Origin of the sequence: Cystobacter fuscus, from assembly GCF_044360685.1 — a bacterium.
Classification (GTDB): Bacteria; Myxococcota; Myxococcia; order Myxococcales; family Myxococcaceae; genus Cystobacter; species Cystobacter fuscus_C.
Window position 1 is genome coordinate 3,248,084 of the sequence record NZ_CP043491.1, and the last position, 25,616, is coordinate 3,273,699.

At 68.7% G+C, this 25,616-nt stretch carries 23 protein-coding genes; 4 read left to right on the forward strand and 19 right to left on the reverse strand.

Annotation, left to right across the window (positions count from 1 at the left end; translation table 11 throughout):
* Positions 1-39: 39 nt before the first annotated feature.
* The 5 genes from F0U63_RS13390 to F0U63_RS13410 all read right to left on the reverse strand — a co-directional run bounded on the left by F0U63_RS13390 (position 40) and on the right by F0U63_RS13410 (position 8,192).
* On the reverse strand, positions 40-1,260 hold the full coding sequence (locus tag F0U63_RS13390) for a PEGA domain-containing protein (RefSeq protein ID WP_395846282.1): 1,221 nt from the start codon (positions 1,258-1,260) through the stop codon (positions 40-42).
* A gap of 24 nt (positions 1,261-1,284) precedes the next feature.
* Entirely contained in the window at positions 1,285-2,667 is a 1,383-nt protein-coding gene (locus F0U63_RS13395) for a PEGA domain-containing protein (protein ID WP_395846283.1), read from the reverse strand.
* 84 nt (positions 2,668-2,751) lie between these two features.
* Complete coding sequence (locus F0U63_RS13400) at positions 2,752-4,692, reverse strand: type IIA DNA topoisomerase subunit B (RefSeq protein ID WP_395846284.1); 1,941 nt, start codon at positions 4,690-4,692, stop codon at positions 2,752-2,754.
* Positions 4,693-4,704: 12 nt separating this feature from the next.
* The gene (gene parC / locus F0U63_RS13405; RefSeq protein WP_395846285.1) at positions 4,705-7,101 is read right to left on the reverse strand and encodes a DNA topoisomerase IV subunit A; all 2,397 of its coding nucleotides are present in this window, start codon (positions 7,099-7,101) and stop codon (positions 4,705-4,707) included.
* A gap of 413 nt (positions 7,102-7,514) precedes the next feature.
* Positions 7,515-8,192: a hypothetical protein gene (locus tag F0U63_RS13410; protein WP_395848367.1), complete on the reverse strand. Its 678-nt coding sequence runs from the start codon at positions 8,190-8,192 to the stop codon at positions 7,515-7,517.
* A gap of 133 nt (positions 8,193-8,325) precedes the next feature.
* Between F0U63_RS13410 and F0U63_RS13415 the strand changes: the two genes are divergently transcribed.
* The 3 genes from F0U63_RS13415 (at position 8,326) to F0U63_RS13425 (ending at position 11,908) form a co-directional block, all read left to right on the forward strand.
* Positions 8,326-8,985 (forward strand): MBL fold metallo-hydrolase, encoded by a 660-nt coding sequence (locus F0U63_RS13415; protein ID WP_395846286.1) that lies wholly within the window; start codon positions 8,326-8,328, stop codon positions 8,983-8,985.
* A gap of 81 nt (positions 8,986-9,066) precedes the next feature.
* A complete protein-coding gene (locus F0U63_RS13420) occupies positions 9,067-11,238 on the forward strand; it encodes a S46 family peptidase (RefSeq protein WP_395846287.1) in 2,172 nt (723 codons plus the stop codon).
* A 1-nt stretch (position 11,239) separates the two neighbouring features.
* A complete protein-coding gene (locus F0U63_RS13425) occupies positions 11,240-11,908 on the forward strand; it encodes a hypothetical protein (protein WP_395846288.1) in 669 nt (222 codons plus the stop codon).
* Positions 11,909-11,934: 26 nt separating this feature from the next.
* Here the strand turns inward: F0U63_RS13425 and F0U63_RS13430 are convergent, their stop codons facing one another.
* From F0U63_RS13430 to F0U63_RS13440, 3 genes are all read right to left on the reverse strand, one after another.
* Complete coding sequence (locus tag F0U63_RS13430) at positions 11,935-12,444, reverse strand: RNA polymerase sigma factor (RefSeq protein ID WP_395846289.1); 510 nt, start codon at positions 12,442-12,444, stop codon at positions 11,935-11,937.
* A 145-nt stretch (positions 12,445-12,589) separates the two neighbouring features.
* Positions 12,590-14,224, reverse strand: a complete 1,635-nt coding sequence (locus tag F0U63_RS13435) for a sigma 54-interacting transcriptional regulator (RefSeq protein WP_395846290.1) — start codon at positions 14,222-14,224, stop codon at positions 12,590-12,592.
* 134 nt (positions 14,225-14,358) lie between these two features.
* Complete coding sequence (locus F0U63_RS13440) at positions 14,359-15,627, reverse strand: MFS transporter (RefSeq protein ID WP_395846291.1); 1,269 nt, start codon at positions 15,625-15,627, stop codon at positions 14,359-14,361.
* A gap of 95 nt (positions 15,628-15,722) precedes the next feature.
* Here F0U63_RS13440 and F0U63_RS13445 point away from each other — a divergent pair, with 95 nt between their 5' ends.
* Entirely contained in the window at positions 15,723-16,217 is a 495-nt protein-coding gene (locus F0U63_RS13445) for a MarR family winged helix-turn-helix transcriptional regulator (RefSeq protein WP_395846292.1), read from the forward strand.
* A 217-nt stretch (positions 16,218-16,434) separates the two neighbouring features.
* Here F0U63_RS13445 and gspN read toward each other — a convergent pair whose 3' ends face one another.
* From gspN to gspF, 11 genes are read right to left on the reverse strand one after another with little or no spacing between them, the layout of a single operon-like run.
* Positions 16,435-17,415 (reverse strand): type II secretion system protein GspN, encoded by a 981-nt coding sequence (gspN, locus tag F0U63_RS13450; protein ID WP_395846293.1) that lies wholly within the window; start codon positions 17,413-17,415, stop codon positions 16,435-16,437.
* Positions 17,416-17,417: 2 nt separating this feature from the next.
* A complete protein-coding gene (gspM, locus tag F0U63_RS13455) occupies positions 17,418-17,990 on the reverse strand; it encodes a type II secretion system protein GspM (protein ID WP_395846294.1) in 573 nt (190 codons plus the stop codon).
* A 3-nt stretch (positions 17,991-17,993) separates the two neighbouring features.
* Positions 17,994-19,577 (reverse strand): pilus assembly protein PilM, encoded by a 1,584-nt coding sequence (pilM, locus tag F0U63_RS13460; RefSeq protein WP_395846295.1) that lies wholly within the window; start codon positions 19,575-19,577, stop codon positions 17,994-17,996.
* A 2-nt stretch (positions 19,578-19,579) separates the two neighbouring features.
* A complete protein-coding gene (locus F0U63_RS13465) occupies positions 19,580-20,929 on the reverse strand; it encodes a general secretion pathway protein GspK (protein ID WP_395846296.1) in 1,350 nt (449 codons plus the stop codon).
* 2 nt (positions 20,930-20,931) lie between these two features.
* Positions 20,932-21,606, reverse strand: coding sequence for a type II secretion system protein J (locus F0U63_RS13470; RefSeq protein WP_395846297.1), 675 nt, complete (start codon positions 21,604-21,606; stop codon positions 20,932-20,934).
* Positions 21,603-22,454: a prepilin-type N-terminal cleavage/methylation domain-containing protein gene (locus F0U63_RS13475; protein WP_395846298.1), complete on the reverse strand. Its 852-nt coding sequence runs from the start codon at positions 22,452-22,454 to the stop codon at positions 21,603-21,605. The genes F0U63_RS13470 and F0U63_RS13475 overlap by 4 nt, the downstream gene beginning before the upstream one ends.
* The gene (locus tag F0U63_RS13480; RefSeq protein WP_395846299.1) at positions 22,451-23,173 is read right to left on the reverse strand and encodes a Tfp pilus assembly protein FimT/FimU; all 723 of its coding nucleotides are present in this window, start codon (positions 23,171-23,173) and stop codon (positions 22,451-22,453) included. Before F0U63_RS13480 ends, F0U63_RS13475 begins: the two co-directional genes overlap by 4 nt.
* Entirely contained in the window at positions 23,170-23,658 is a 489-nt protein-coding gene (locus tag F0U63_RS13485) for a type II secretion system protein GspG (protein ID WP_395846300.1), read from the reverse strand. The genes F0U63_RS13480 and F0U63_RS13485 overlap by 4 nt, the downstream gene beginning before the upstream one ends.
* 16 nt (positions 23,659-23,674) lie before the next feature.
* Entirely contained in the window at positions 23,675-24,094 is a 420-nt protein-coding gene (gspG, locus tag F0U63_RS13490; RefSeq protein ID WP_002624540.1) for a type II secretion system major pseudopilin GspG, read from the reverse strand.
* A 40-nt stretch (positions 24,095-24,134) separates the two neighbouring features.
* Positions 24,135-24,305, reverse strand: coding sequence for a hypothetical protein (locus F0U63_RS13495; protein ID WP_395846301.1), 171 nt, complete (start codon positions 24,303-24,305; stop codon positions 24,135-24,137).
* Positions 24,306-24,319: 14 nt separating this feature from the next.
* Entirely contained in the window at positions 24,320-25,576 is a 1,257-nt protein-coding gene (gene gspF, locus F0U63_RS13500) for a type II secretion system inner membrane protein GspF (protein ID WP_395846302.1), read from the reverse strand.
* Positions 25,577-25,616: the final 40 nt, after the last annotated feature.

Here is a 25,616-nt window from a genome sequence, read left to right on the forward strand (position 1 = left end):
GACTCTAGGAGGCGCGGGGGCCCACACAAGCGCCTTGGCTCACCAATCTTCGGTACCGTTCACTCCGTCCAGCGGATCGCCCCCCTTGGACTTCTTCTCCTGGGCGCGCCGCTTGCCGCCGCGATCCTCCCGATTCCACTCGTCCATGCCGTGGGAGTTCTCCAGCGGATCCGACGACTTCACCACCTTCTCCGCGCCCCCCTCGGAGTTGTTCATCAGGTGATTGACGATGCGCGACAGCTCCGACTTGAGCTGGCCGAACTCATCGCCCTGCAGCACCACGCGCCGCACGCCGAGCCGCTTGCCGCTGCTCATCTCGTACAGCCCCAGCACCAGCTCGGTGGCGCCGTTCTCCTTCATGTCGCGCAGCGTGCCCACCAGGGCCCGCTCCAGTCCGAGCGCCTTGCCGAGCGAGGACACCGCCGGGCTGGCGCCCTTGTCCGCGCGCGTCACCTCCGTGGCCACCGTGTCCAGCCGGGCATCGAAGGCCTTGTACTCCTCGGTGGGTTGCAGCTCGGCGCTCGCCTCGACGTCGTCCGGGCCCACCTCCAGCACCTGCCCGGCCACGCGGAAGCCCGGGCGCTCCAGGCGCAGCAGGTGCTTGCCCACCGAGAGCGTGGGCACCGTCATCGGCGTATAGCCCTGGAACTGGTTGTCGATGAAGACGCGCGCCCCGGCCGGCCGCGACTTCACCGTCGCCGTGCCGCGCAGCGCCGCGTTGATGCCCGTGGCCACCTGCAACCGCAACGCGATGAACTCCCGGCTGAAGCGCTTGGTGTTCAGCTCGAAGGTGGGGTGGAGCGACAGCAGGTCCAACAGCGCGAGCTTCGCCTCCTCCACGTCGCCGCGCTGGTGCATCACCGCGGCGTAGAGCGCGATGGCGTCGCACAAGGGGGTGCACGAGGCCGTCATCGCCGCGGTGGCCGCCTGCAACTCCTTGAGCGTGGCGCGCAGCTTGCGCTCGGCGTCCTCGTAGTCCTTCTTCTCGAAGGCGGCGAGGCTCTCCTGATAGCCCTGCTGGCCCCGCTTGAGCGAGGTCTCCGCCTCTGCATCCCGCGGCAGGCCCAGGAACTGCTCGGACTTGCTCACGGTGTAGCCCGGGAACTGTCCCAGGGCCTCGTTCATGTAGCTCTCCATCCTCGGTCCACCCGACTCGGCGACGGAGTCCATTGGCACGAGGATGGAGGTGATGCGCCGGGGCGCGCCGGGGGGGGCCGCCAGGGCGAGGGAGGGAAGCAGCAGGAGCGCCAGGATCTTCATGTGATGTACCTCTGAGAACGGGCGCTACCAGCCCGCGCCGAAATTGCCCAACCGCGCCCCGAGGGGCTTGCCCCCCTGGTTGGCCAGCAAGATGCCGGCGGTGGTGGCCACGGCCACTCCGCCCACCGCCGCCCAGAACCAGGGCTTCTTCACCACCGCCACCACTTCGGGCGGGATCGTCAGCCCGTTGGAGAACCTGCCGGTGACGAAGTCATTCACCTGGCGCACCACGCGTTGCTGCTCCGTGGCGGAAGCGGGGTTCCACTTCACGCCGCGCAAGCGGTTCTTGCCCTGCACGTCCCAGGCATCCAGCGTGGCGCTCACGGCGCCCGGCCCCGTGTGCTCCACCCGGGCGAGCACCACATAGCGCGCGCCAATCTTCTGGCCCAGGGCGACGATCTCCGCGGGCGGCGCCCCGGCTGGAGGGGTGTCGAGCGTCTTGGACGTGGCCACCTGGGTGGCCTGCTCCCGGAACTCGCCCAGGCCCGGCACGGGGGCCAGCGTGGGGCGCACCTCCGCGCGCTGTCCCGAGGCCACCTCCTGGAAGGTGCCGAAGGGCAGGTGGCCGGGAAGGGTGATGACCACCTGGTGCGGGCCCGGCGGCAGCTCCACGTCCTTGAGCGGCGTGGTGCCGAGGGACTCGCCGTGCACCGTCACCTGCGCGCCCTGGGGCACCGAGTCGATGGCGAGCGTGCCCCGGGGGGCGCTGGCCAGGGCCGTCTTCGCGGCGGTGAAGGCCTCGTCCACGTCCTGACCGAACAGCTCGGACTCGGGCTTGACGTTGGGCTCGGCGAGCACCGCCCGGGTGAAGAACTTCTGGGCCCCGGCGGTGTCTCCATCGAGCAGGCGCGAGGCCCCCAGGAAGATGTAGACGCGCGCCAGACGCTCCGGCTTCGTGTCCACCGGAAGCCGCTGGTAGTAGGAGGCCAGCGTGGTGAACTTCTTCGCCGCGCCCTCGGGATCCAGGTTGTCGTAGAGCCCCTTGCCCTCGTTGTAGAGGACATCGCCGCGCTCGAGCGACAGGGGAGGGGGCGCGGGAAAGCGCTCCACGGGATTCAACAGGAAGACGTTGGCCTGTCCGACCAGCGCCTCGTTCAGCGAGCCCTCGAGCCGGGTGGCGTCGAGGGCGTCGGCGGCGGTGGCGGCGGTGGCGGGCACGGCCAGCACCACGGTCCTGCCGGCCCACGGCGTGGCGGGCAGCGCGGGCAGGGCGGGGGGCTCGGGCGGCGGCAGGGGCTGGGGCAGCGGCTCCTCGACGGGCGGGGGGGGCTGGACCGGTGCCGCGGCGGGCTTCTTCTTCTTGGCCGCGGCCACGAGCGTGCCGGGGCCGGGGGAAGCCTGGGGGGCACTGGGGATCGCGCCGAGCAGCAGCGCGAGCGACAGGGAGAGAGGGGTCTTCAATCGCACGGGGCCCGATGCTATCCGAGCCGGGGGCCCGGGCACCATGGCCCCGGCGGGGGCGCCCTTTGGGGGGGCGCCCCTCCGCCCGCGCTAGACGTCCAGCTCCTCGACCTCGTTGGCGCTCTCCATGATGAACTTGAAGCGCGCGCTGACGTCGCGGCCCATCAGGTCATTGATGACCTGATCGGTCAGCAGCGGGTTGTCGATCGTCACCCGCAGGCTCTGGCGGTTCTTCGGATCGAGCGTGGTCTCCTTCAGCTCGTCCGGCGTCATCTCGCCCAGACCCTTGAAGCGCATGACGCTGGGCTTGGCGTTGCCCTTGGTCTTCTCGCGGATGATGCGGTCGCGGTGCTCCTCGTCCAGCGCCCAGTACGTCTCCTTGCCGATGTCCACCCGGAACAGGGGCGGCTGGGCGAGGAAGACGTGCCCGCCCTCGATGAGCGGGCGCAGGTGGCGGTAGAAGAAGGTGAGCAGCAGCGTGGCGATGTGGTGGCCGTCGCTGTCGGCGTCCATGAGCAGGAAGACGCGGCCGTAGCGCAGCTTGGTGATGTCGAAGTCGTTGCCGATGCCGCACCCCAGGGCGCTGACGATGTCCGTGAGCTCCCGGTTGCCCACCACCTTGTCGGTGGAGGCCTGCTCGGAGTTGAGCACCTTGCCGCGCAGCGGCAACACCGCCTGCGTGCGGCGATCCCGCCCCTGCTTGGCGCTCCCACCTGCGGAGTCACCTTCCACGAGGAACAGCTCGCTGTTGCCCGGCTCCGTGGCGGAGCAGTCCGCGAGCTTGCCCGGCAGGTTGAGCCGGTGGCTGACGGCCGTCTTGCGGCTGATGGCCTGTGACGCGGCGCGGCTCGCTTCGCGGGCGCGGGCGGCGAGCACGATGCGCGCCACCACCGCCTCGGCGATGGACTTGTTGTCGTTGAGCCACTTCTCCAGCGCGGGCCGGATGACGCCATCCACCTGGGCCGAGGTCTCGGGGTTGTTGAGCCGCCCCTTGGTCTGCCCCTGGAACTGCGGCTCCACCACGTAGGTGGACAGGATGCACGTCATGCCCTCGCGGATGTCCTCCGCGGTGAGCGTGACGCCCTTGAACGTCAGGTCGTGCGTCTCGATGTAGTTGCGCACCGCCTTCACCACCGCGCCGCGCAGACCCGCCTCGTGCGTGCCGCCCAGGGGCGTGGGGATGCCGTTGACGTACGAGCGGATGTGCTCGTCCGTGGCCTCCGTCCACACCAGCGCCGCCTCCAGCCGCACCCCGTTGTCGCGCGAGTGGTAGAAGTGGGCCGTGCTGCCCGAGGGCACCACGGGCTTGCCGCGCTCGGCCACCACCTTGGTGAGGTACTCGGCGATGCCGCCGTCGTGCTTGAACTCCTCCTTCACGGCGGGCGTGGCCGTCTCGTCCTTCCAGACGACCGTCATGCCCTTGTGCAGGTAGCTCTTGGCCTCGAGCCGCTCGCGGATGAGCGCCGCGTCGAACTTGAGCTTCTCGCCGAAGATCTCCGGATCCGGCTCGAACGTCGTGGACGTGCCGGTGCCGCGCGCGGCGCCGTCCGCCTTGAGGGGGCTGGTCGGCTTGCCCTTGCTGTACGTCTGCACGTGGCGCTTGCCGTCGCGCTTGATCTCCACCACGAGCTTGCGCGCCAGCGCGTTCACCACCGAGCTGCCCACGCCGTGCAGACCGCCCGAGTGGATGTAGTTGCCCTGCTCGAACTTGCCGCCCGCGTGCAGCGTGGTGAGGATGATCTCCACCGCGGGCTTCTTGAACTTGGGCATGATGTCGATGGGGATGCCGCGCCCATCGTCCACCACCGTGATCGTCCGGCCATCCTTGTGCAGCGTCACCTCCACGGTGGACGCGTAGCCGTTGATGACCTCGTCCACCGAGTTGTCGAGGATCTCCCAGAGCAGGTGGTGATAGCCCGTGGAGTCGGTGCCGCCGATGTACATCGCGGGGCGCTTGCGCACCGGCTCCAGGCCCTCGAGGACCTGGATGTCCGCGCCCGTATAGGTCGTCTTCTTGTTGCTCGTCGCCATGACTCTCCCCGGCTAATTCTTCTTGGGCTCCGGCAGCGGGACGAACAGAGGCGCACGCTGCACCTCCTTCACTCCGTCCTTGCGCGACATCTCGTGGCCCTTGCCTCCGCGGCCCGTCACTTCCTGACGGCCCGGGGTGAGCACGAGCTTGCGGCCCTTGTTCGTCTCGTAGCCAATCCCCGCGTCCTTGTTGCCCGGGGGCGCCACGATGAAGTCCACCACCCGGTCTCCCGAGTCCACCTTGATGACGCTCACGCCCTTGCCCGGACCGGCCAGCTCGTTGATCTCCGCCACCTTGCACACGAGCACGTTCGTGTGCTCGGTGAGCACGCCCACCAGGTCCTTGTCCTCCACCGGCTGCACGCCGACGATCTCATCACCCTCGCCCGTCTTGGCGTAGCGGCGGCCGGCGCGCGTGGACACCTCCAGGTGCGGGGCGAGCGGGAAGCGCATGCCCTGACCCTGCTTGGTGATGCCCAGGAGCTTCTCCGGGCGCCACAGCCGGCTGTCGAGCGACAGCGCGCCCACCACGCGCTCGCCGTCGTCGAACTTGAACAGCTTCTGCACCGGATCTCCGTAGCCCGTGGAGGCCGGCACGTCGTTGAAGCGCGTGACGTAGGCGGTGCCGAAGTTGGTGAACAGCACCAGGTTGGCCTTGAGGCTGCCGGCCAGCACCGCCATCACCGCGTCGCCCTCGCGCAGGCGCGTGGCGGAGGGATCCTTCACCTCGCGCATGCGCTTGATCCACCCGTCGCGGGTGAGGACGACGTGCGCGTCCTCGTCGGCGATGAGCGCCTCGGCGTCGAACACCATCTCCTCGGCGCCGCCGCGGCTCACCTTGCTGCGGCGCTTGCCCGTGGCGTACTGGGCCTTCACCTCGGCCAGCTCGTCCTTCACCGTGCCCCACAGCCGCGTGTTGCTCTTGAGCAGCGCCTCCAGGTTCTTGATCTGCGCGCGCTTCTCCTTGAGCTCGTTCTGCACCACGAGGATCTCCAGGCGCGCGAGCTTGTAGAGCTTCATCTCCAGGATGGCGTCGACCTGGACCTCGTCGAGCTTGAAGCGGGCCATGAGCTTCTTGGCCGCGTCCTGCTTGCCCTCGGACTGGCGGATGATGCGGATCATCTCGTCCAGGGCGTCGTAGACCTTCTCGAAGCCCTCGAGGATGTGCACGCGCTTCTTCAGCTCGTCGAGCTGGTACTGCAGCCGCCGCTTGACGACCTCGAGCCGGAAGTCGAGGAAGTACTGGAGGATCTCCTTGAGCCCCAGCCGCCGGGGCGTGCCCACGTCCGGGTTCTCCGGGTTGGGCACCAGGCACGTGAGGTTGACGTTGAAGTTCGTCTGCAGCGGGGTGTTCTTGTAGAGGTAGGCCATCACCAGCTCGTGGCTGGCCTCCTTCTTGAGCTCCAGGACGATGCGCACGTCCTTGGTGGACTCGTCGCGCACGTCCACCACGAGCGGCAGCTTCCGGTCGCGGACGATCTCCCCCATCTTCGCCACGAGCGTGGACTTGTTCACCGTGTAGGGGATGGAGGTGATGATGATCTGCTGCCCCCCGCGCTTCATGTCCTCCAGGGTGTACTCGCCGCGCAGGCGCACGCTGCCCTGGCCCGACTCGTAGATGTCCTGCAGCTCCTTCTGGGAGTTGAGGATCTCTCCGCCGGTGGGGAAGTCCGGCCCCTTGACCCACTTGAGCAACTGCTTGGTGGTGAGGGTGTTGTCATCCACGAGCGCCATGAGCGCGTCGCACAGCTCGCCCAGGTGGTGGGGCGGGATGTTGGTGGCCATGCCCACGGCGATGCCCGTGGTGCCATTCATGAGCAGGTGCGGCACGCGCGCGGGCAGCACGATGGGCTCGGTGCGGGTGCCGTCGTAGTTGGGACGGAAGTCGACCGTCTTCTGCCCCAGCTCGTTGAGCAGCTCGCCGGAGAGCTTCTCCAGGCGGCACTCGGTGTAGCGGTAGGCCGCGGCGGCGTCGCCGTCGAGCGAACCGAAGTTGCCGTGGCCGTCCACCAGCGGGTAGCGCAGGGAGAAGTCCTGCGCCATGCGCACCAGCGCCTCGTAGATGGAGGCGTCGCCGTGCGGGTGGTAGGGGCCCATGATGGCGCCGACGACCTGCGCGCACTTCTTGTACTTGGCGTCGTGCGACAGGTTCAGGTCGTTCCACATGCCGTACAGGATGCGGCGCTGCACGGGCTTGAGGCCGTCACGCACGTCGGGCAGGGCGCGCGAGGTGATGACGGACAAGGCGTAGTTGAGGTAGCGGCGACGCGCCTCGTCGGCGAGCGCGGCGGGCATGGAGCCATCGCCCCCACTGCCTCCCGAGCCCGCGGCGGTTCCGTTTCCGCCGCCGCCCGAGGCTCCCTGCTTCTTGCGCGTCTTGTTGTCCGCTGCTGTTGCGAGCGTGCTCATGTGTTCAGGCCAGGACTGGTGGTATCCCTCTAGAACGCGGGGCGCGGCTCACGCACTCCGGGTGCCGGGACAGGTGAAGATGAGCCGGCGGGACTACCACGGCCCATCATGAAAAGGAACAAATTCGAGGGGTTGCGAAGCCTCGGGGGTAGGTTTCCTATACGTCCGTTCAGTGTTCGGGGCCACGAAAAGCCACGGAGAACGGCTCACTGGGTCATCTCATGGGACTGGCCTGCCTGGGTAGGGGCCGGGGTTTCTCGCCGGACCGGGTGCGCCAGGCAGGGGGCCCTCGAAGGGGAGGGCCGACCTCGATCCGGCGACCATGGGCGGATACTGCACCGGGGGGCTGACATGACTCGCGGAGTTCGCTTGCCCGTCAGGTGCCCGGGCCGCCGGGACGAGGGGCGGCCGTGCTACTTGGGCTCGGCGTGGGGCTCGGGCGAGACGCGCGTGCCGCCCTGGGGCGCCTTGCCCCAGCTTCCGCGGCGGAAGATCATCACCTTGCCCTGGCTCGAGCCACCGGCCATGCCGGCGAGCGAGGCCTGGATCGCCTTGTCGCCGGGGGGGTGGTAGACGATGCGCGCCTTGCGGCCCGAGGGCATGTCGCCGCTCGCGTCGATGAGCAGGAAGACCGTGCTGCCCTCGACGTGGATGCGATCGGGATCCTTGCGGTGATCCAGCTCGGCGATGAGCTCCCCCTCGTCCACGGTCTTCGCCTCGTTCGACACGTGCCGGACCTTCACGCGCAGGTAGTTGTCTCCGCTCGCGCCGGAGAGATCCCTCGCGCCCTGGATGATGATGGCCAAGTCCGCGCCGTTCTCGGCCTGCTTGCCCTCGAGCTTCAAGCCCGTGCCGGCCGTGGCATCCGTATCGATCAGCAGGGTGGAGTTGGCGCAGCGCGTGCCGCACTCCACGCCGAAGGGAGGCTTGTTGAAGGTCAACCGCAGCGCGAAGTCGTTGCCCTGGGGGCCCACGACGGCCTCGGTGATCACGGGGCGCTCATCCCCCGGCAGGGGCGTGTGGCGGAAGGTCACGCGGTCCTTGGCCCCAGCGCTCATGGAGAACAGGGCGAGGGCCAGGGTCGGCAGCATTCGTCTCAAGGGATGACCTCCTCGGGGTCGTCACGGGGGGGCACATTCAAATGCGAACGGGTGTTGCGTCTCAAGCGCGACCTCCCGCCTTCATGTGGGGCATAACCGCGAGCCGGACACCAGGAGGATGCCAATGCACGCGCTGTACACGCGCCAGTTGAAGCTCGGAGCCATGGACAACTTCGTCTACCTCGTGGGGCCGAAGGACTCCGACGAGGTGTTGGTGGTGGACGCGGCCTGGGACGTGCCCGCGATCGAGAAGGCCCTCGAGCAAGACGGCAAGCGCCTGGTGGGCGCCTTCGTGTCGCACTGCCACGGCGACCACACCAACGGCCTGCCGGAGCTGCTCTCGCGCCATGACGTGCCGGTGTACGCCCAGCGCGAGGAGGTGGATTTCTCCGCGGACCTGCGCGGTCTGGCGCCGGGCGCGCTGCGGCCACTGGATCCGGGCGCGGAGCTGGTCGTCGGGGGGAGGACCTTCCAGGCGCTGCACACCCCGGGACATACGCCGGGCTCGCACTGCCTGCTCGCCCAGGACGCGCTGGTGTCGGGGGACACCGTCTTCATCAATGGGTGTGGCCGGTGCGACATGCGCGGCGGCGATCCCGAGGCCATGTATCGCTCGCTGTCCCAGGTGCTCTCCAAGGTGCCGGACACCACCCGGCTGCTCCCCGGGCACGACTACGCGAACGTGCCGGTGGCGTCCCTTGGCGAGGTGCGTCAGCACAACCCCTACTTCGCCTTCCCCGACGTGGCCTCCTTCGTGGCCTACCGGATGCGCCCCCGGCGGTGAACCAGGGGGCCCTGCACGCTCCCCCGGGGGCGGGCCGAAACGATCGCCAGCGGGCGGAAGAAGCGATAGGGAAGGAGCCCCATGAAGAAGGCGCTCCTGTTCCTATCGCTCCTGTCCGCTCCGGTCCTGGCTGGAGAGGGCAAGTGGACCCCCCAGCAGGTTCTTCAACTCGACGCGGCCGCGCTCAAGAAGCAGGGCCTCCAGCTCGCTCCCCAGAAGCTGTGGGATCCCAATCGGGGCACTGGCCTGCTGGCGGGCACGGTGAACGTGGGCGGGTGCTCGGGGGCCTTCATCTCCGAGGCGGGTCTGGTCATCACCAACCACCACTGCGCCTTCTCCATCATCCAGGAGCACAGCACGCCCCAGCGCGACCTGCTCACCCAGGGCTTCCTCGCCCGGACGCGCGAGGAGGAGCTGCCGGGCAAGGGCGCGCGCATCCAGGTGCCCCGGGCCTTCACGGACGTGACGAAGCAGATGCTCGAGGCGGTGCCCGCCGGGGCGGATGATCTCGCGCGGCAGAAGGCGCTGGAGCGCAAGGAGAAGGAGCTGGTCGCCGAGTGCGAGAAGCGCCCCGCCACGCGCTGCAAGGTGGCCCGCTTCGAGGGCGGACTGCAGTTCACCCTGCTCGACTCGGTGGAGCTGGCGGACGTGCGCCTGGTGTACGCGCCCCCGCGCTCGGTGGGTGAGTACGGCGGCGAGGAGGACAACTGGATGTGGCCGCGCCACACCGGGGACTTCTCCATCCTGCGCGCCTACGTGGCTCCGGATGGCTCGGCGGCCCAGTTCAGCGCCCAGAACGTGCCCTACAAGGCGGAGTTCTTCTTCCCGCTGGCCCCCGAGGGCGTGAAGCCCGACGACTTCGTGATGGTGCTGGGCTACCCGGGCCTCACCTTCCGCGCCATGCTCGCCGACGAGATGGCCGATCGCCAGTCGCGCTACTACCCGCGCGTCATCGACGTGTACGGCGAGCTCATCCGCATCCTCGAGGAGCAGGGCGAGAAGGATCCCGCGGGGAAGATCGCCGTGGCCTCCAACCTCAAGAGCCTCCACAACCGCTACAAGAACGCGGGGGGACAGCTCGCGGGACTCAAGCGGGGCCACCTCGTGGAGAAGCAGCGCGAGGCCGAGGCGGCGGTGGTGGAGTGGGCGCGCCCGCGCAAGGACTGGGCCGCGGCGCTCCAGGCGCGCACGGAGCTGCTGGCCCTGCGCGACGAGGACGCGAAGACCTTCGAGCGCAACTTCCTGCTCGACGCCCTCCGCGGCGTGACGAAGGGTCCGGGCCTCGCGGCGATGCTGGTGCGCATGGCGCAGGAGCGCGTGAAGCCGGACCTCGAGCGCGAGCCCGAGTTCATGGAGCGTGAGCTGCCCCGGCAGAAGGACCGGCTGGAGCGCGAGCAGAAGAACTTCTTCGCTCCGGCGGACAAGCGCGTGGTGCTCGCGCTGGTTCGGCGGGCGCAGGCGCTGGGCGCGGGCGAGCGCATCGCGGCGATCGACAAGGCCTTCGGCCGCGCGTTCTCGGAGAAGGACGTGTCCGCGAGGATCGATGCCCTGTACGCGGGCTCGAAGGTGATGGATCTGGCCGAGCGGCAGAAGATGGCGGGCGAGAGCGAGGCCCAGCTCCGGGCGCGCAAGGATCCCCTGCTGGAGCTGGGCTTCGACCTGGCGGCCGAGCTGGTGGCGTTGGATGACCTGCGCGACCGGCGCGAGGGCGCGGGCGTGCGGCTGATGCCCCAGTGGCGCCGGGCGGTGCTGGCCCACGCGGGCAAGCCGGTGGCCCCGGACGCCAATGGCACGCTCCGGGTGACGTTCGCCAAGGTGAAGGGCTACGCGCCGCGCGACGGCGCCTTCTACCTGCCGCAGACCACGCTCGCGGGCGTCCTGGAGAAGAACACCGGCGAGGAGCCCTTCAACGCCCCCGCCAAGGTCGTGGCGGCGGCCGAGGCCCGCAGGTACGGCCCGTGGCTGGATCCGCGGCTCAAGGACGTGCCGGTGAACTTCCTGGCGGACGCGGACACCACCGGAGGCAACTCGGGCAGCCCCACCGTCAACGGCAAGGGCCAGCTCGTGGGCGTCAACTTCGACCGCGTGTGGGAGAACGTGTCCAATGACTTCGGCTATAATCCCGACGTGGCGCGCAACGTGAACGTGGACGTGCGCTACGTGCTGTGGCTGTTGGATCAAGTCGAGGACGCGGACGCCCTGTTGCGCGAGCTGGGCGTGCGCAAGGGCGCCCAGGCGCAGGAGCGTCGCTGATATGTCGGATGGCACCGGGATCGTTCTGCCCCCTCTTCCGGTCTTCGGACCGGGAGAGAAGGTGTGCGGCAACTGCAAGCTGTGGGCAGCGCACTCGGTGGATCATCGCGGCTGGGTGGGCGTGTGCCGGTTGCAGTCCGAGCGCGGGCTGTTTCCGCCCTCGGCGCCCCTGTGCAACAAGTTCCTGCCGCGCGGCGTGGCCACCCAGGCGGCCGTCGCGGAGTCGGCCCGGCGCCAGCGCGCGGTGCGCAACGTGGCTCCGATTGTGCGCCGGCGGGAGCACTCGCCGGACGAAGTGGTGGACCTGGAAGGGCTGGAGCTGAACATGACGCGCGCGGAGTTGATGGAGCTGATCCGGGAAGCGGTGGGCGAGGGCGGAGATGCCCCGCTGGCCAACAAGTGGGAGGGCGGCACCCTGCGGCTCGTCCCCGGCAAGGCGGACCTGCAGGGCCGCGACATCCCCATCGATACCTTCTTCCACAAGATCGTCATGGTGCGCGACAAGCTCCGGGTGATGGAGCAGAAGCTCAACTCCCACCCGAAGCTGTCGGACGCCGAGAAGGTGGAGATGCAGGGCCACATCACCCGCATCTACGGCTCGCTCACGAGCTTCAACCTCCTCTTCCGCGACAAGGACGATCAGTTCGTCGGGGCGAAGTCGGAGGACTGAGTCTCCTCCGCCTGCGCGCCCTCGCTTCAGGGCTTCTGGCCGCGCTCTTCCAGCTCGGCCTGGGCCCGCTGGCGGCCCCGGTGCAGGGCGCTCTTCACCGTGCCCTCGGGGATGCGCAGCAGGGTGGCGATCTCCGGATAGCTGTAGCCGCGCATCTCCCGCAGCCACAACACCTGGCGCTGCTGCTCGCTCACGTGACGCAGGGCCTGCTCGAAGTGGCGCTGCATCTCGGTGCCCACCGCGCTCGCCTCGGGCGAGACGGCTTCCTCGGGCTCGTGCCGCAGCCGCTCGCGGCGCCGCCGGGCTCGCAGCCAGTTGATGCTGCTGTTCACCATCACCCGGTGCAACCACGTGCTCGACGACGCGCGGCCATCGAAGCCGCTGGGACGCTGGGCCAGGCGTGCGAAGACATCCTGGACCACGTCTTCCGCGTCATCCGCATCCCCCACGATGCGGCGAGCGATGGCCAGGGCCCGTGTACGGTACTGTCGGTACAACTCGGTGAATGACGGAAAAGGGAGGACCGCTACATCCATGGTGTTGCCTCCTCGGCACCCTCATCGAGTGCCTGGAGATTGCAACGGATGGGCCGCGAAAAGGATCTAATCGCTTTTTCCGCGACAGCTCAGAATAGGGCCCTCTCCTCTTTCGTGGAAGAAAATCCGTGTTAACTGGAATTTTCTACGTTTCCGGGTCTTCTTCCTGGCGGGTGAGGCCCCATTCCTTGAGGCGCTTGAAGAGGGTGGAGCGGGCCACGCCCAGCTCACGCGCCACGCGCTCGCGGTTGTTGTTGTAGCGGCGCAGGGCGGCCTCGACGATCTGCCGCTCCAGCTTGAGCAGCATCTGCTCGAGCGTCATGCCGGGGGGCAGCTCGGGCACGGCGACGCCCGTCTCGCGATTCACCTCCTGATCGAAGGTGATGTCACCGGGCTCCAGGTTGGCGCCCTTGCGCAGCAACAGGCCCCGGTGCACCACGTTGCGCAGCTCGCGGATGTTGCCCGGCCAGGCGTGCTGCTGGAGCCGCTCGATGGTGGCCGGGGCCAGGCGCACCGTCTGCCCCCGGGGCGAGTACATGCGCAGGAAGTGCTCGGCCAGGGCGAGGATGTCGCCGCGCCGGCTGCGCAGGGGCGGCAGGTGCAGGGGGACCACGCACAGGCGGTAGTACAGGTCCTCGCGGAAGCGGCCGTCGCGCGAGGCCGACAGCAGATCCCGGTTGGTGGCGGCCACCACGCGCACGTCCACGTTGACGGGACGGCTGGCGCCCACGCGCTTGATCTCCCCACTCTCCAGCGCGCGCAGCAGCTTGGCCTGCAGGTCCAGCGGCAGCTCGCCAATCTCGTCCAGGAACAGGGTGCCGCCGTCGGCCTCCTCGAAGGCGCCCTTGCGCGCGTTGGTGGCGCCGGTGAACGAGCCCTTCTCATGGCCGAACAACTCGCTCTCGATGAGCTCCTTGGAGATGGCCGCGCAGTTGACGGGGATGAAGGCCTTGTCGGCGCGCTGGGAGCACTCGTGGAGGGCCCGGGCCACCAGCTCCTTGCCGGTGCCGGACTCGCCGAGGATGGCCACCGCGGCGGACGAGGGCGCCACCCGCTGGATGAGCTCCACGAGCTGCCGCACGGACGCGTCGTTGCCGATGAGTCCATGGAAGGACTGCTCGCGGCGGGCGGCGGTGACGGGCTCGAGCGTGAGTTCCGTCTGTCCCAGACGCAGCGTGGTGGGCAGGCCCACCTGCACCTCGAAGACGCGCACCGCGCCCAGCCAGGTGCCATTGGTGGAGTTCATATCCACCACCTGGAAGTGCCCCTCCCGGCGCACCACCTTGAGGTGGCGGCCGGAGATGAAGGAATCCTGCACCACCAGGTCACACGAGGGATCCTTGCCCACGGTGAAGCTGTCACCCTGGAGCTTGTGGACGGTCTCGTTGGCCCCCTGCTTGATGCGTACCTGGGCGGGCTGCCAGCGCGACACGGAGTCCTTGGATTGAAGCTCCGTGCGCGCGCCCACCTCGGTGGCCTCCTCGGACTGACCGCTGCCGTGGAGCCGGAACACGGCACGCCACTGGCCGAGCGAGATGTCCGCCCCATCCGCCAATTCCCCCAGGGTCACCGAGGTGCCGCCCACCTGGGTTCCCTTCCCCGACAGATCCTGCACGGTACATCGCGTCCCATCGAAGGTGAGCGCCACCTGCTGACGGCTCACCTCCGGATCGGGAATGACGACATCACTCTTGTCGCCACGGCCGAGCACCATGCGCTCGCGTCCCAGTCCAACCCGCAGAACCTCCTCGCCCCGACGAAAGAACACCAACTCCGGCATGGCCGTCCTCGCTGACAATTCGAGCGCTCCTCCTATCCCGGCCGGGAGGGGGCTCGCAACTGGAGAAGACCATTTTTGAGGTAGACCCGAGGAGGCCGACTTCAACAGTCAGTTTCCGGGGCGGAGGGGCGCTCTCACACGGGCTCCGCGGCCACGGATGCACGAGGCGCGCCGCGGCCGATGCGCAGGACGAGCAGGGAGGCGGCCATGCAGATGGCACCAGCGACGACCCAGGCCGGCGTGTACGTCGACAGGTTCACGCGAATCGCGCCGGCGCTCAGGGCTCCGACCCCGGCGCCCACCTGGTGCGCGGCGACGATCCAGCCAAAGGCGATGGGCCCGTCCGTGGACCCCAGGGTCTGTGTCGTGAGACGGACGGTCGGAGGCACCGTGGCGATCCAATCCAAGCCATAGAAGATCGCGAACACGGGAAGGCCCAGGACCGACATCTCGAACGCCGCGGGCAGGTAGAGCAGCGCGAGTCCTCTCAAGCCGTAGTACCAGAAGAGCAGCCACCGGTTGTCGTAGCGGTCCGACAGCCATCCACTCGCGGTCGTGCCCACGAGATCGAAAGCGCCCATCACCGCCAGCAGCCCGGCGGCGCGCACCTCGGGAATCCCGTGGTCCATGCACGCGGGCACCAGGTGCGTCCCCACCAGTCCGTTCGTCGTCGCCCCGCAGATGAAGAAGCTCCCCGCGAGCAGCCAGAAGTCACGGCGCCTGGAGGCGCGGCCCAGGGTGGCGAGCGCGTTCACCAGGGGGTTGGTGCGAGGGGCCACCGGCTCCTCCACGCCGGGCTCCGCGCCGTAGGGCCGCAGTCCCACCTCCGAGGGGTGGTCCCGCACGACGAGCGCGACGAGCGGCACCACCAGCGCGACGACGGCGGCGATGCCCAGCGAGACGCTGCGCCATCCGTGGCGCTCGACCATGGCCGCGAGCAGGGGCAGGAAGATGAGTTGTCCCGTCGCCGTGCTGGCGGTGAGCAGCCCCATGACGAGTCCGCGACGGGTCGCGAACCACCGGTGCACGACCGTCGCGCCGAGCACCATGGCGGTCGTCCCCGTTCCCAGCCCCACGAGCACTCCCCAGAACGCGAAGAGCTGCCACGGCGTGTTCATGAGGTTCGTCAGCGCCACCCCCACCGCGATGATGACGAGCGAGACGAGCATCGTCCGGCGAATGCCAAGGCTCTGCATGATCGCGGCGGCGAAGGGGCCGACGAGCCCGTAGAGCACGAGGTTGAGGGACACGGCTCCAGAGATGAGCGTCCGGCTCCAGCCGAACTCCCGCTCGAGCGGGATGATGAACACGCTCGGGGTCGCGCGCACTCCGGCCGCGCACAGCAAGACGACGAACACGGCGGCGGCGACCAGCCAGGCATGATGCAGCTTGCGTGGGCTCATGATGCTTCCTCCTCGGGCCAGGCGGTGTGCCGCGCCCTCTCGTTCCGCATGAAATGGCTGTCGCGAGTGGCTACACTCCGGTGTGGAGCGCCGACATGCCCCCCGACGAAGAGTTCACTCCGACCCCGTGTAACTGCCTGGCGTTGCGGCAGGCGTCCCGCCACGTCACGCAGTTCTATGATCAGGCGCTCGCGCCGAGTGGCGTGCGAACGACGCAGTACTCCATCCTCAACCGCGTGTTCATGCAGGGCCCCAGGACGGTGAAGCAACTCGCGGAGCAGCTCTTCATGGATCCCTCGACGCTCACGCACAACCTCCGGCCGCTGCTCAATGAGGGGCTCGTCGAGCTTCAGGTGGGCACGGATCGCCGCATGCGGGTCATCGCCCTGACGCCGCAAGGCAAGGCCGTCCGAGAGCGGGCCCGGGTTCTCTGGTCGCGGGCCCAGGCCAGATTCGAGCAGGCGTTTGGCGACACCCAGGCCGCTGTCTTGCGCGAGATGATGTCCGCCGTCGTTCGCACGCAGTTGGGAGACGGGGTGGGCACCGACGTGAATGCCGCTGGGAAGCGCCGCCGGAAGGCCGCCTCCTGACAGGTGGAGCGCCGTCCTCATTCGGACGCTTCCTCGAGCGAGTACATGGCCGCTCATGATAACTGCATATACAGGTACTTCAAGCCAATGAAGGAGCGCCTTCCCGAGCCATGAGGGCTCGGGCGGGACTCGCGGTGCGATGGCTTGTCGGGGTGGGGTGGGGTGGGCGGCGCGAGGCGTCGAGCACCTCGGCGAGCGCCGCCTCCCCGGTGGAGAACTAGCGCGGCTGCTGGCGGGCGGGGCCGAAGGTGGGCCGGTTGAGGAAGCCCGACAGGTGCGCCACGCGGAACTTCGGGTTGGTCTTGTCCGCGGGCAGGATGGTCAGGCCCGCGCCGATGAGCCCCAGCCGCTTGACGAACTCCGGCTCGGCGCCGAGCTTGATGTCCATGTCGGGCTGGCTCACGTCCAGCCGCTGGCCGAGCTTCAGCGTCCCCGAGCCCTGGACCTCCAGGTCCTCGCTCTTGCTCTGCAGGGCCTCCACGGTGCCCAGGCCCTTCTCGATGCGGATGCGCGCGTCGAGGTCGCCCAGGGCGATGCGCGGCAGATCCATGGGCGTGGGCGTGCCGTACATGGGCACGGTGACGTTGCCGCCCTGGATGATGAGCCCGCGCGAGTCCAGCGAGAGCTGGCCATTGGCCTGGCTCAGGTCCGGCTGTCCCCGGGTCTTCGGCAGGGTGAGGTCGAGCGAGCCATTGAGCTTGCCCACCAGATCCAAGCCGCTGAAGCCCTTGAGGTTGCCGCCCGAGGGATCCAGGTCCGACAGCTTCACCGCCACCTTCACGTCGCTCAGCCCACCCACGCTGCCGCTGGCGCTGCCGCCCAGCAGGCTGGCGCGGAAGGCCACTCCGGGCGGAAACAGCGCCGGCCGCACCGCCACCGAGTCGATGGTCAGCGGCTCGCCGAGCTCCTCGGGGCCGGGCATCATGGCCGAGTTGCTCGCCAGCATCTCCTGCAACTCGGGCGTCATGCCGTGGGGCACCTTGCTCAGGCGCACCTGGGTGGCCGTCAGTCCGAAGAGCCCGGGCCGCAGCGAGCCGATGCGCAGCGCATACCCCGCGTCCGCCGCCGCGCCCACGGCGCGCGCGCGCAAGGTGTCATAGGGGAAGGTGAGCAGCAGGCACAGCACGAAGGCCACGAGCGCGAACGCCCCGTAGCCCAGCACCAGCTTCCAGCGTGCGATCTTGGTCTCGGTTGCCATGGTTATTGCGGCTTCAGCTTGTAGGTGGCGACGGTCGTCCACGCCGTCAGGTTTTCATTGGCGTCGTGGGGCTCCAGGCGCAGGTTCTTCACCTTCACCACGCCCGGCCCGCGCTCCACCGCCGTCAGGAAGTCATGCAGCTTCTGGATGTCCACGTCGGTGAACGTCAGCTCCACCGAGCTCTCGACGATCTGCCCGTCGCCCAGCGCCACGTCGTTCTTGGGCGTCATGTTCGGCACGGTCAGCCCCGCCATCGTGGCCTTCTCCTCCACGTAGCTCATCAGGCGCACGTCGCCGCCGGTGAGCTGCTGCTCCATGGCCTGGCGCTCCTGGGCGGCCTCGCGGTAGCTGGACGCGAGCACCTGCACCTCGCGCAGCTTCTCCAGCTTCTGGTCCGTGCGCTTGCGGTAGCTGTTGGCCGTGTTGGAGAAGGAGAAGAAGATGAGGAACACCACGAAGGCCGCCACCGCGCCGCCCGTGGCCAGCACCATGCGGCGCTCGCGGGTGCTCAGCCGCTCGAACCAGACGCGGGCGTCATTGAGGAGTGTCTTGAGCTGCTCCTTGAGCTGTTCCATGTCCTAGCCCTCGCTCGCCTGCAGTTGCTCGGCGCACTGCACCTGGATGTCCAGGCGGAAGGAGACCTTGTTGCCCTCGCGGGTCTTCTCCACCTTGCCCTCCTTCACTTCCTTGAAGCAGCGGTGGCCCCGGAGCGCGGCGGCGATGGTGTCGATCTGCTTGGAGCTGTCCGTCACGCCGCGCACGCTGATGCGCTCCAGGTCGATGTCGATGCGGTCGAACGTCACCGCCACGTCCGCCGGCACCCGCTGCGTCAGCTCCGCCAGCAGGTTCACCGCCGACAGCTTCGGCAGCGCCGCGGCGGGGCTCTCCACGCCCTTGAGCCGGTTGAGCGCGATGTCGTAGTTCTTCTCGCACGAGCCGAGGATGCGCTGGGTGACGTCACACAGCACCTTGTCCACCTGCGCCTCGCGCCGCGCCAGCACCGAGTTGCGCACCACGCCGCTGGCGATGAGCAGCAGCAGCAGGGTGACGGCGAACGAGGCCAGGAGGCCCATCTTGTCCTTCAGGTAGTCGTAGTCGCCCTTGAAGGCGAACTCGCCCCGGCGCAGGTTGAAGCGCGGGGCCTTGGCGCCCGAGGCCTGGCCTCGCAGCGCCAGCGAGTAGGCCTGCGCCGCCAGCGGCTGATCCCCGGGGGGCACGGCGGCCGCGGCCTCCTGCGGCAGCGTCACCACCTTCGCGGGGATGCCCAGATCCCGCGTCAACTGCTCGGCGATTCCCGGCATGCGCGCGGTGCCACCGCATACCAGCACCGCCGTCACCTGCCGGCGCGTGCGCGCGGTGAAGGACTTGAAGGACGGACGCAGCTCGCGCAGCACCGGCTGCAGGCCGCGCACGAACGCCGCCGCGGCCCGCTCCCCGTCCGGCCCCTGCGCCTGGGCCGCGCTCGCCAGCGCCCCGTGCGTCTCCTTCCAGTGGTGGGCCTCCTGCAGCGGCGTCTGGAACTCGGTGGCCAGCGCGCGGCTGAGGTTCAACCCGCCTCCGGAGAAGGTGCGCGCGAACTCCACGCCCATCCCGGGCCGGCCAATGGCCAGCGTCGTGCGCTCGTGGCCGATGTCCACGATGGCCACCGTCTCCTCGTCCACGCCCTGCTGCAAGAGCATGTTCTGGTAGGTGATGCCCGGGTGCGTCACCACCCGCGGATCCACTCCCACCTCGTTGAGCAGCCCCATGAGCGTGGCCAGTTCCTCGCGGCGCACCACGCCCACCAGCAGCTCGCTGCCCTTGTCCTTCACCTGCGTGGCGATCTGGTAGTCGTAGATGGCCTCGCCCAGATCGAACGGAATCTGGCTCTCCACCTCGAAGGGGATGGTGGCCTCGATCCGCTTGGGATCGGTGAAGGGCAGGGAGAGCTGGTGGGTGGCCAGGGTGGGGCCGGGCAGCGCCACCACCACCTGGTCGGGTTGGCTCAACTCCTGGTGCTCGAGCAGCGTGCGCAGCGCCTGGCGCAGCGTCTCCTGACGATCGCCCTCCGCCGCGCGGCGCACCTCGACGAAGGCCTTCACGGCCGCGCCCCGTGTGCTCGTATCCAACAGCAGCCCCTTCACCGCGTGGCTGCCCAGGTCCAGACCCAGAATCCGGGCCATGTCTATTCCTCTCTCCAGTAGACGAGCTTGCCCAGCCCGTCGTCGAGCCGGATGACGGCGGTCAAGGTCTTCTGGACCGAGCCTGCCTCACCCACGGACTTGATGCTGAACGTCGTCGTCTTGTCACTCAGGAAGCGGTTGCCCGCCACGTTCGCCTTGATGGTCGGATTGACGGCGATGCCCGCGGCCTCGATGGCGGTCACGAAGTCCGCCACGCCCATGCCGAAGAAGCTGAAGGCCCGCGCCGCGCGGATGCGCGAGATGAGCTCCTGCACGAACACCGGATCCTTCAAGCGGGGATCCGGCCGCGCCGGGTCCGCCGCCGACAGGATGGCCATGTGCATCATCAGCGGATCATCCGTGTTGACGTTGGGCTTGGCATTCATGTCCGGGTACACCGTGAGCCGATCCCGGAACGCGGCCATGAAGCGGTCGTTCACGCCATGCACCCGGTACAGCTCGTCCAGGCTGTCGAAGCGCGAGTTCTTCGGCTCGTAGCGCGGCTCGTAGCGGCTGTAGGGCGAGCCCTCGTCGGAGAAGCCCTCGGCGAAGGGGCCCGCGGCCGACACGAGATCCAGCGCGGACTGCGTCTTGTTGTCGTCCATCCAGTCGCGGATGGAGAGGACCACGTCCCGCGCATTGACGCGCACGCCATTGGCGTCCTCGCGCGAGAACAGGAACTCGAAGCGCTTGTCCTCGAGCATGTCCACCAGGCGCATCGCCGTGGGCAGGGCATCTCCCTGGCCCGCGTTGAGGCGCAAGAGGTTGAGCTTCTCCTCCTCGTCCTGGATGGTGGACAGGAAGCAGCCGCTGAAGCTGCCGAAGGAGCGCCGCGCGCCCGTGACGGCCAGCTCGGCGGCGCCTTCCGCTCCCTCCTCGTCCTCGTGGAGCGTGGGGGCGGGGGCGTCCTCTTCCTCCTCGGCGCCCTCGCCGCCACCGGCCACCATGCCCTTGAGCATGTGGCAGTCCACGCGCGCCAGCTTCCACAGCTGGATGTTGAGCGAGGACGCGGGCTGCTGCCCTCCGGGCGCCGCGGCGCCTCCTCCCAGGCCGCCGAGGATGCTGCTGAGGTTGGGGATGGGCGTCTGGTCCACCTGCTTCTGGAAGCGCAGCAGCAGTCGCGACAGCGCCACGCCCGAGCGGGCCATGTACAGCGCCTGCACCTCGTCGCGCTGGTTGGTGGCCAGCTGCAGGTCCACGCGCGTGTTGTAGGCGAACTCCGTGGCCACCACGGTGAGCAGGGTGATGGACACCACCGCGATGATGAGCGCCACGCCCCGCTCCCGCCGCTGGGACCGGGCGGAGCGGCGGGCCGCCGTCGGCCCGGCGTTGTTGTTCTGGGGGCTCGTCATCGTCAGAACCTGGGCAGTTCCGTGTTGAGCATCACACGGGTCTGGGTGGTGTAGCGGACTTCCTTGCCGTTCTCGTCGAGCGCCACCAGGGTGATGCGCACGCGCGTGGGGAGGATGGACTTCTTCTCCGTGCGCCGGGTGTCCCACTCGTCCTCCCACTCCTTGCGCTCCGAGTCCCAGTATTCGAACTCCACCTTCTTGGCGCCCTCGAAGAGCACGTCCGTGGTGCCGCCGCGATCCATCCGGTCCCCGATGTTGGGGTTCTCCCGCCGCATCAAGTCCATGCGGCCATTGGCCCCGCGCTCCGTGGACGTCTGCAGCGAGTACTCCACCACGGCCTGGTCCGACTCCTTGGCGTCCGTGTACAGCCGCTGGTGCGCGAAGGTGGTGAAGGTCAGCGAGTCCGACTCGCCGATGAAGTTGGTGGGCCGGTCGTTCTGGTCCCGGAAGCGCGAGCCGTCGTAGCGGTCGCTCACGAACGCCGAGCCGATCTCCCGCGCCATGCGGTTCATCGCCGCGCGCAGCATGCGGTAGTGGTCCGCTTCCGTCTCCACCACTTCCTTGGCGTTGAAGCCCGTCTGGAAGGCCATGCTCACCATCGCGCCCATCAGCGCGGTGATGGCCACGGCGATCATGATCTCCAGCAGCGTGAAGCCCCGTCGGGAAGCCCTTCTCATCGCGTCCTCCCCTGCAACTGGCCGCCCGGCACGATTCCTCCCGCGCCTGGCTGTCCGCCCCGGCCTCCCGAGCGCGAGAGGAAATCGGTGCGCCGCATGAGCGGCTGGCCGTTGGCCGGGTTGATCATCTGCCCGTTCGGACCCGGGGCCGGGTTCTGCACGATGAAGCCCGTGGCCGGGTCCACCCACTGCTCGGACATGCCGGGCGGCTGCGTGCCGTTGTTGGGCTGGAAGCCGCCATTGCGGTCCGAGCCCGGCCCCAGCGACACCAGGTGCGTGACGAGATCCAGGCTCTCCACCTGCGTGCCCTCGCGCCAGTACACCGTGAGGTGCAGCTCGCGCACCGTCTGGGTGATCTGCTGCACCATCTGCGTGAACATGGGCTGGGCCATGCCCATCGCCGCGCCCGCCATGGGGTTGGCCGTCGTCTGGGAGCTGCTCGCGCCGTCCTTGCCCGTGCCCCCGCCGCCGAACATGGAGGCCAGGCCGCTCAAATCCCCACCCTCTCCGATGGGCAGGTTGAAGATGGCGCCGATGAGCTGCTCGGGCGACACACCCTCGGTCTGCGGGGCGATGATCTTCGCCCGCCACTTGAAGCCCTCCCACCCCTCGGCCGAGAAGTCGCCCGACTCCTCCTGGTCGTCGTTGGAGAAGCCCTCGTCGTAGAGCTTCTGCTCCAGGTCCGTCATCTTCGAGCGGGCCAGGAGCGTGGCCACGGTGAGCTTCTTGGCGTAGGCGTGGTTGGCCACCGCGCCGGAGTTGATGTCGAAGATGGCCATGAGCGCGAGCGCCAGGATGGCGAGCGCCACCACCGTCTCCAACAGGGTGAAGCCACGCGTGCGTCTCATGACCGGGGGACCTCCAGCGCCTCGCCCACGATGTTGACCTTGCCCGTCAGCGGCGAGATGGCGAGCGTCCACACGTTCTCTCCCTGGCGCACGTACACCTGGGCCTTCTCCGTGAATCCCTGGGGAAAGAAGTAGAGGTAGGCCAGGCCCTTGTCCGCGGGCTCGCGCTGGTGGCGCGTCCACACGGACACGCTCACCCCCGCGGGCAACTGCCGGGGGGAAATCTCCTCGCCGGTGAACTCGGAGAATCGCGCGGCGTTCTCCACCCGGTCCTGCTCCTGGGCCATCAGCTCGTCCAGGCTGGGCTCGTCGTCGTCGCCCCGGGTGAAGTTGCGGCGCGGATCGTTCCGGGACTGGCCCTTCTTCGCGTCCTCGCGGGCGGTGTCGTCCTCGCGCAGCTGCGTGTCGCGGTCGCGCGCGGTCGTCACGTTGCCCGCGGCGCACTCGGCGCGGTAGCGCGACACGCCTTCTTCGTTCTTCGGATCCGCCAGCTCGAAGACGAGCCGGCACGTCTTGCCGGTGAGCGCGGCGGTGTCGTACAGCGAGCGGATGACGCCGGCCAGCTCGCTCGCGGATGCCTTGGCCTTGGCGCCGGTGATGGCACCCACGGACACGGTGACGGCGGCGAAGAGCACCGCGGCGATCCCCAGCGCGATGGACATCTCGATGAGCGTCAGCCCGCGCTCGCGGGTCCGGCACACGGCCCGCGCGGTGTTCATCGCCCTTCCTCCTGGGCGGCCTGCTGTTGCTGCTCGGTGCCCACCATGGCGTTGTTGAGCACCCCGCCACTGATGAGGTCCGCCGCGTCCCCGCTCCCGCCCGCCACCCCGTCCGAGCCATAGGACATGATGTAGCCGTTGCCCCTCTCGCTCATCCGGTACTGGTACGCATTGCCCCAGGGATCCTGGGGAATCTCCTTGATGAGCCCCACCTGCAAGAGCGGATAGAAGTTCTCCGCCTGCGAGGGGAAGCGCCCGGTGATGCGGTGGAAGGACTTGAAGTAGCCCTCCAGCCCGCGGATCTCCGCGCGCGCCTGACGCTGCAGCGGGCTGAGCGTCTTGTCGAAGGTGAGGCTGGCGATGCCGAAGGCCCCCGCCGAGGCCACGACGATGACGCCCGCGACGATGAGCCGCCCCGTGCGCGTCGGGCGTGCGGCGGCCGGCTCTGCGATGCGCGGGGGAGTGGTGGCGTGCTCGGTGGTCATGGGCGTCTTGTCCTTGCTACTTCTGGGCCGTGGCGTCGCGCGAGGAGATGTCCGCGTCGGACCCCTCTCCGCCCTGGGTGCCGTCGGCCCCGTAGGAGATGAGGACGGGCTTGCCACCCTCGTTCATGTACACGTACTCGTGGCCCCAGGGATCCAGGGGGATCTTGTCCAGGTTCTGCGTCTCCACCAGGGCGCGCAGGCCGGTGCCCGTGTCGGGGTACTTGCCCTTCTTCGTGTAGTAGAGCTTGAGCGCGCTCTGGATGTTCTTGATGTCCAGCCGGGCCGTGTCCTGCTTGGCCTCCTCGAGCTTGGGAATCACGGACACACCCACCGCGGCCATGATGAGCCCGAGGATGGTGATCACCACCATGATCTCGATGAGGGTCATGCCGCGGCGGCGGCGCTGCTGCTGTCGCTTCGTCTTCGTGTCGCTCATGTCCATCCTCTCGTGACTTTTCGGCAAACCCCCGGGGGGTTCAACGCCGTGTTCCTGTCAAAATGTCCTGGGTCCGGCTGCCAGAGTCCGGCGGGCCGGCCTTGGAGGGAGCGGCATACAACAAGCCTCCCACCGTGAGCAGCGCCGCCGTGAGGGCGAGCAGCGCCGCGAGCGTGACGCGCTGGATCCACCGGTCGAGCGTGTCGTTCATCGCGAGAACCTCCGTCACCGGATGGCCGAGTTCACCTGGAGAATCGGCATCAGGACCGAGAAGGCCACGAATGCAATCATCACGCCCATGAACACCGTGAGCAGGGGCTCGAGCATGGAGGTGAGGGCGCCGATGCGCACGTTGACCTGGTTCTCGTAGTTGTCCGCGACGGACAGGAGCATGTCCTCGAGCTGGCCGGATTTCTCGCCAATCGACACCATGTGGTAGACGAGCGGCGGGAACTCGCCCGAGCGCTTGAGGGGCGTGGCGATGCTCTCACCCTCGCGGATGGCGTCGCGCGCCTTCTCCACCACGTCGGCGAGCACCGAGTTGGTGATGACCGCCTTGGTGATGTCCATGGCGGTGAGCAGGGGCACGCCGCTCTTGAGCAGGGTGGCGAGCGTGCGCGCGAAGCGGGAGATGGCCAGCAGCCGCAACAGGCCGCCGAAGATGGGGGCCTTGAGGGCGTAGCGGTCCCACACCGGCTTGCCCTTGGGGCTGCGGAAGTAGGACGTCAGGCCGAAGATGATGGCGAAGAGCGCGGGGAAGATGATGAACCACCAGTCCTGCAGCATGGTGCTCGTCCAGATGAGCAGGCGCGTGGTCCAGGGCAGGGTGGCCTTCATGGTGGTGAAGATCTTGGTCACCTTGGGGATGACCACCACCATGAGCAGCGTGAGGATGCCCACGCCCACCAGCACCATGATGGCCGGGTAGGTCATGGTGCCGACGATCTTCTGCTGCAGCTTGGACTGGCTCTCGGTGAAGTCGGCCAGGCGCATGAGCACCTTGTCGAGCGCGCCCGAGTGCTCGCCGGCGCGGATCATGTTCACGTAGAGCGAGCCGAACACCTTCTGGTGCACCGCGAGCGCGTCGGCGAGCGAGGAGCCCTCGTTCACCCGGCTCTTCACCTCGGAGAGGATGAGCTTGAGCCGCTCCTTCTCCACCTGGTCCACGAGCGCGGTGAGCGCCTCCACCAGGGTGACGCCCGCGCCCAGCAGCGTGGCAAGCTGGCGCGTGGTGATGGCGATGTCATCGGTGCTGATGCGGCCGCGCGCCAGCTTGCCGAAGTTCACCTCGCGGTCGGCCTGCGCCGCGTTGGTGCCCTTGCGCACCGCGGCCCGGTTGCCGTCGGCCTGGCCGATGACCTCGGTGAGGAACTTGTTCTCCTTGCGCAGCTGCGAGCGCAGGGTCTTGGCGGAGTCCGCTTCCAACATCCCGCGGATGGATTTTCCGGCCGAATCCAGGGCCTTGTACTCGAAGACTGGCATGGTGGCTCACTCGGTGGGGCCGCGCCCCACGGGGGGCCGC

Coding starts and splice junctions, on each gene's coding strand:
- F0U63_RS13390 (WP_395846282.1), bottom strand. CDS start 1,260: ATGAAGATCCTGGCGCTCCTGCTGCTTCCCTCCCTCGCCCTGGCGGCC.
- F0U63_RS13400 (WP_395846284.1), bottom strand. CDS start 4,692: ATGGCGACGAGCAACAAGAAGACGACCTATACGGGCGCGGACATCCAG.
- parC (WP_395846285.1), bottom strand. CDS start 7,101: ATGAGCACGCTCGCAACAGCAGCGGACAACAAGACGCGCAAGAAGCAG.
- F0U63_RS13410 (WP_395848367.1), bottom strand. CDS start 8,192: ATGCTGCCGACCCTGGCCCTCGCCCTGTTCTCCATGAGCGCTGGGGCC.
- F0U63_RS13415 (WP_395846286.1), top strand. CDS start 8,326: ATGCACGCGCTGTACACGCGCCAGTTGAAGCTCGGAGCCATGGACAAC.
- F0U63_RS13420 (WP_395846287.1), top strand. CDS start 9,067: ATGAAGAAGGCGCTCCTGTTCCTATCGCTCCTGTCCGCTCCGGTCCTG.
- F0U63_RS13425 (WP_395846288.1), top strand. CDS start 11,240: ATGTCGGATGGCACCGGGATCGTTCTGCCCCCTCTTCCGGTCTTCGGA.
- F0U63_RS13430 (WP_395846289.1), bottom strand. CDS start 12,444: ATGGATGTAGCGGTCCTCCCTTTTCCGTCATTCACCGAGTTGTACCGA.
- F0U63_RS13435 (WP_395846290.1), bottom strand. CDS start 14,224: ATGCCGGAGTTGGTGTTCTTTCGTCGGGGCGAGGAGGTTCTGCGGGTT.
- F0U63_RS13440 (WP_395846291.1), bottom strand. CDS start 15,627: ATGAGCCCACGCAAGCTGCATCATGCCTGGCTGGTCGCCGCCGCCGTG.
- F0U63_RS13445 (WP_395846292.1), top strand. CDS start 15,723: ATGCCCCCCGACGAAGAGTTCACTCCGACCCCGTGTAACTGCCTGGCG.
- gspN (WP_395846293.1), bottom strand. CDS start 17,415: ATGGCAACCGAGACCAAGATCGCACGCTGGAAGCTGGTGCTGGGCTAC.
- gspM (WP_395846294.1), bottom strand. CDS start 17,990: ATGGAACAGCTCAAGGAGCAGCTCAAGACACTCCTCAATGACGCCCGC.
- pilM (WP_395846295.1), bottom strand. CDS start 19,577: ATGGCCCGGATTCTGGGTCTGGACCTGGGCAGCCACGCGGTGAAGGGG.
- F0U63_RS13465 (WP_395846296.1), bottom strand. CDS start 20,929: ATGACGAGCCCCCAGAACAACAACGCCGGGCCGACGGCGGCCCGCCGC.
- F0U63_RS13470 (WP_395846297.1), bottom strand. CDS start 21,606: ATGAGAAGGGCTTCCCGACGGGGCTTCACGCTGCTGGAGATCATGATC.
- F0U63_RS13475 (WP_395846298.1), bottom strand. CDS start 22,454: ATGAGACGCACGCGTGGCTTCACCCTGTTGGAGACGGTGGTGGCGCTC.
- F0U63_RS13480 (WP_395846299.1), bottom strand. CDS start 23,173: ATGAACACCGCGCGGGCCGTGTGCCGGACCCGCGAGCGCGGGCTGACG.
- F0U63_RS13485 (WP_395846300.1), bottom strand. CDS start 23,658: ATGACCACCGAGCACGCCACCACTCCCCCGCGCATCGCAGAGCCGGCC.
- gspG (WP_002624540.1), bottom strand. CDS start 24,094: ATGAGCGACACGAAGACGAAGCGACAGCAGCAGCGCCGCCGCCGCGGC.
- F0U63_RS13495 (WP_395846301.1), bottom strand. CDS start 24,305: ATGAACGACACGCTCGACCGGTGGATCCAGCGCGTCACGCTCGCGGCG.
- gspF (WP_395846302.1), bottom strand. CDS start 25,576: ATGCCAGTCTTCGAGTACAAGGCCCTGGATTCGGCCGGAAAATCCATC.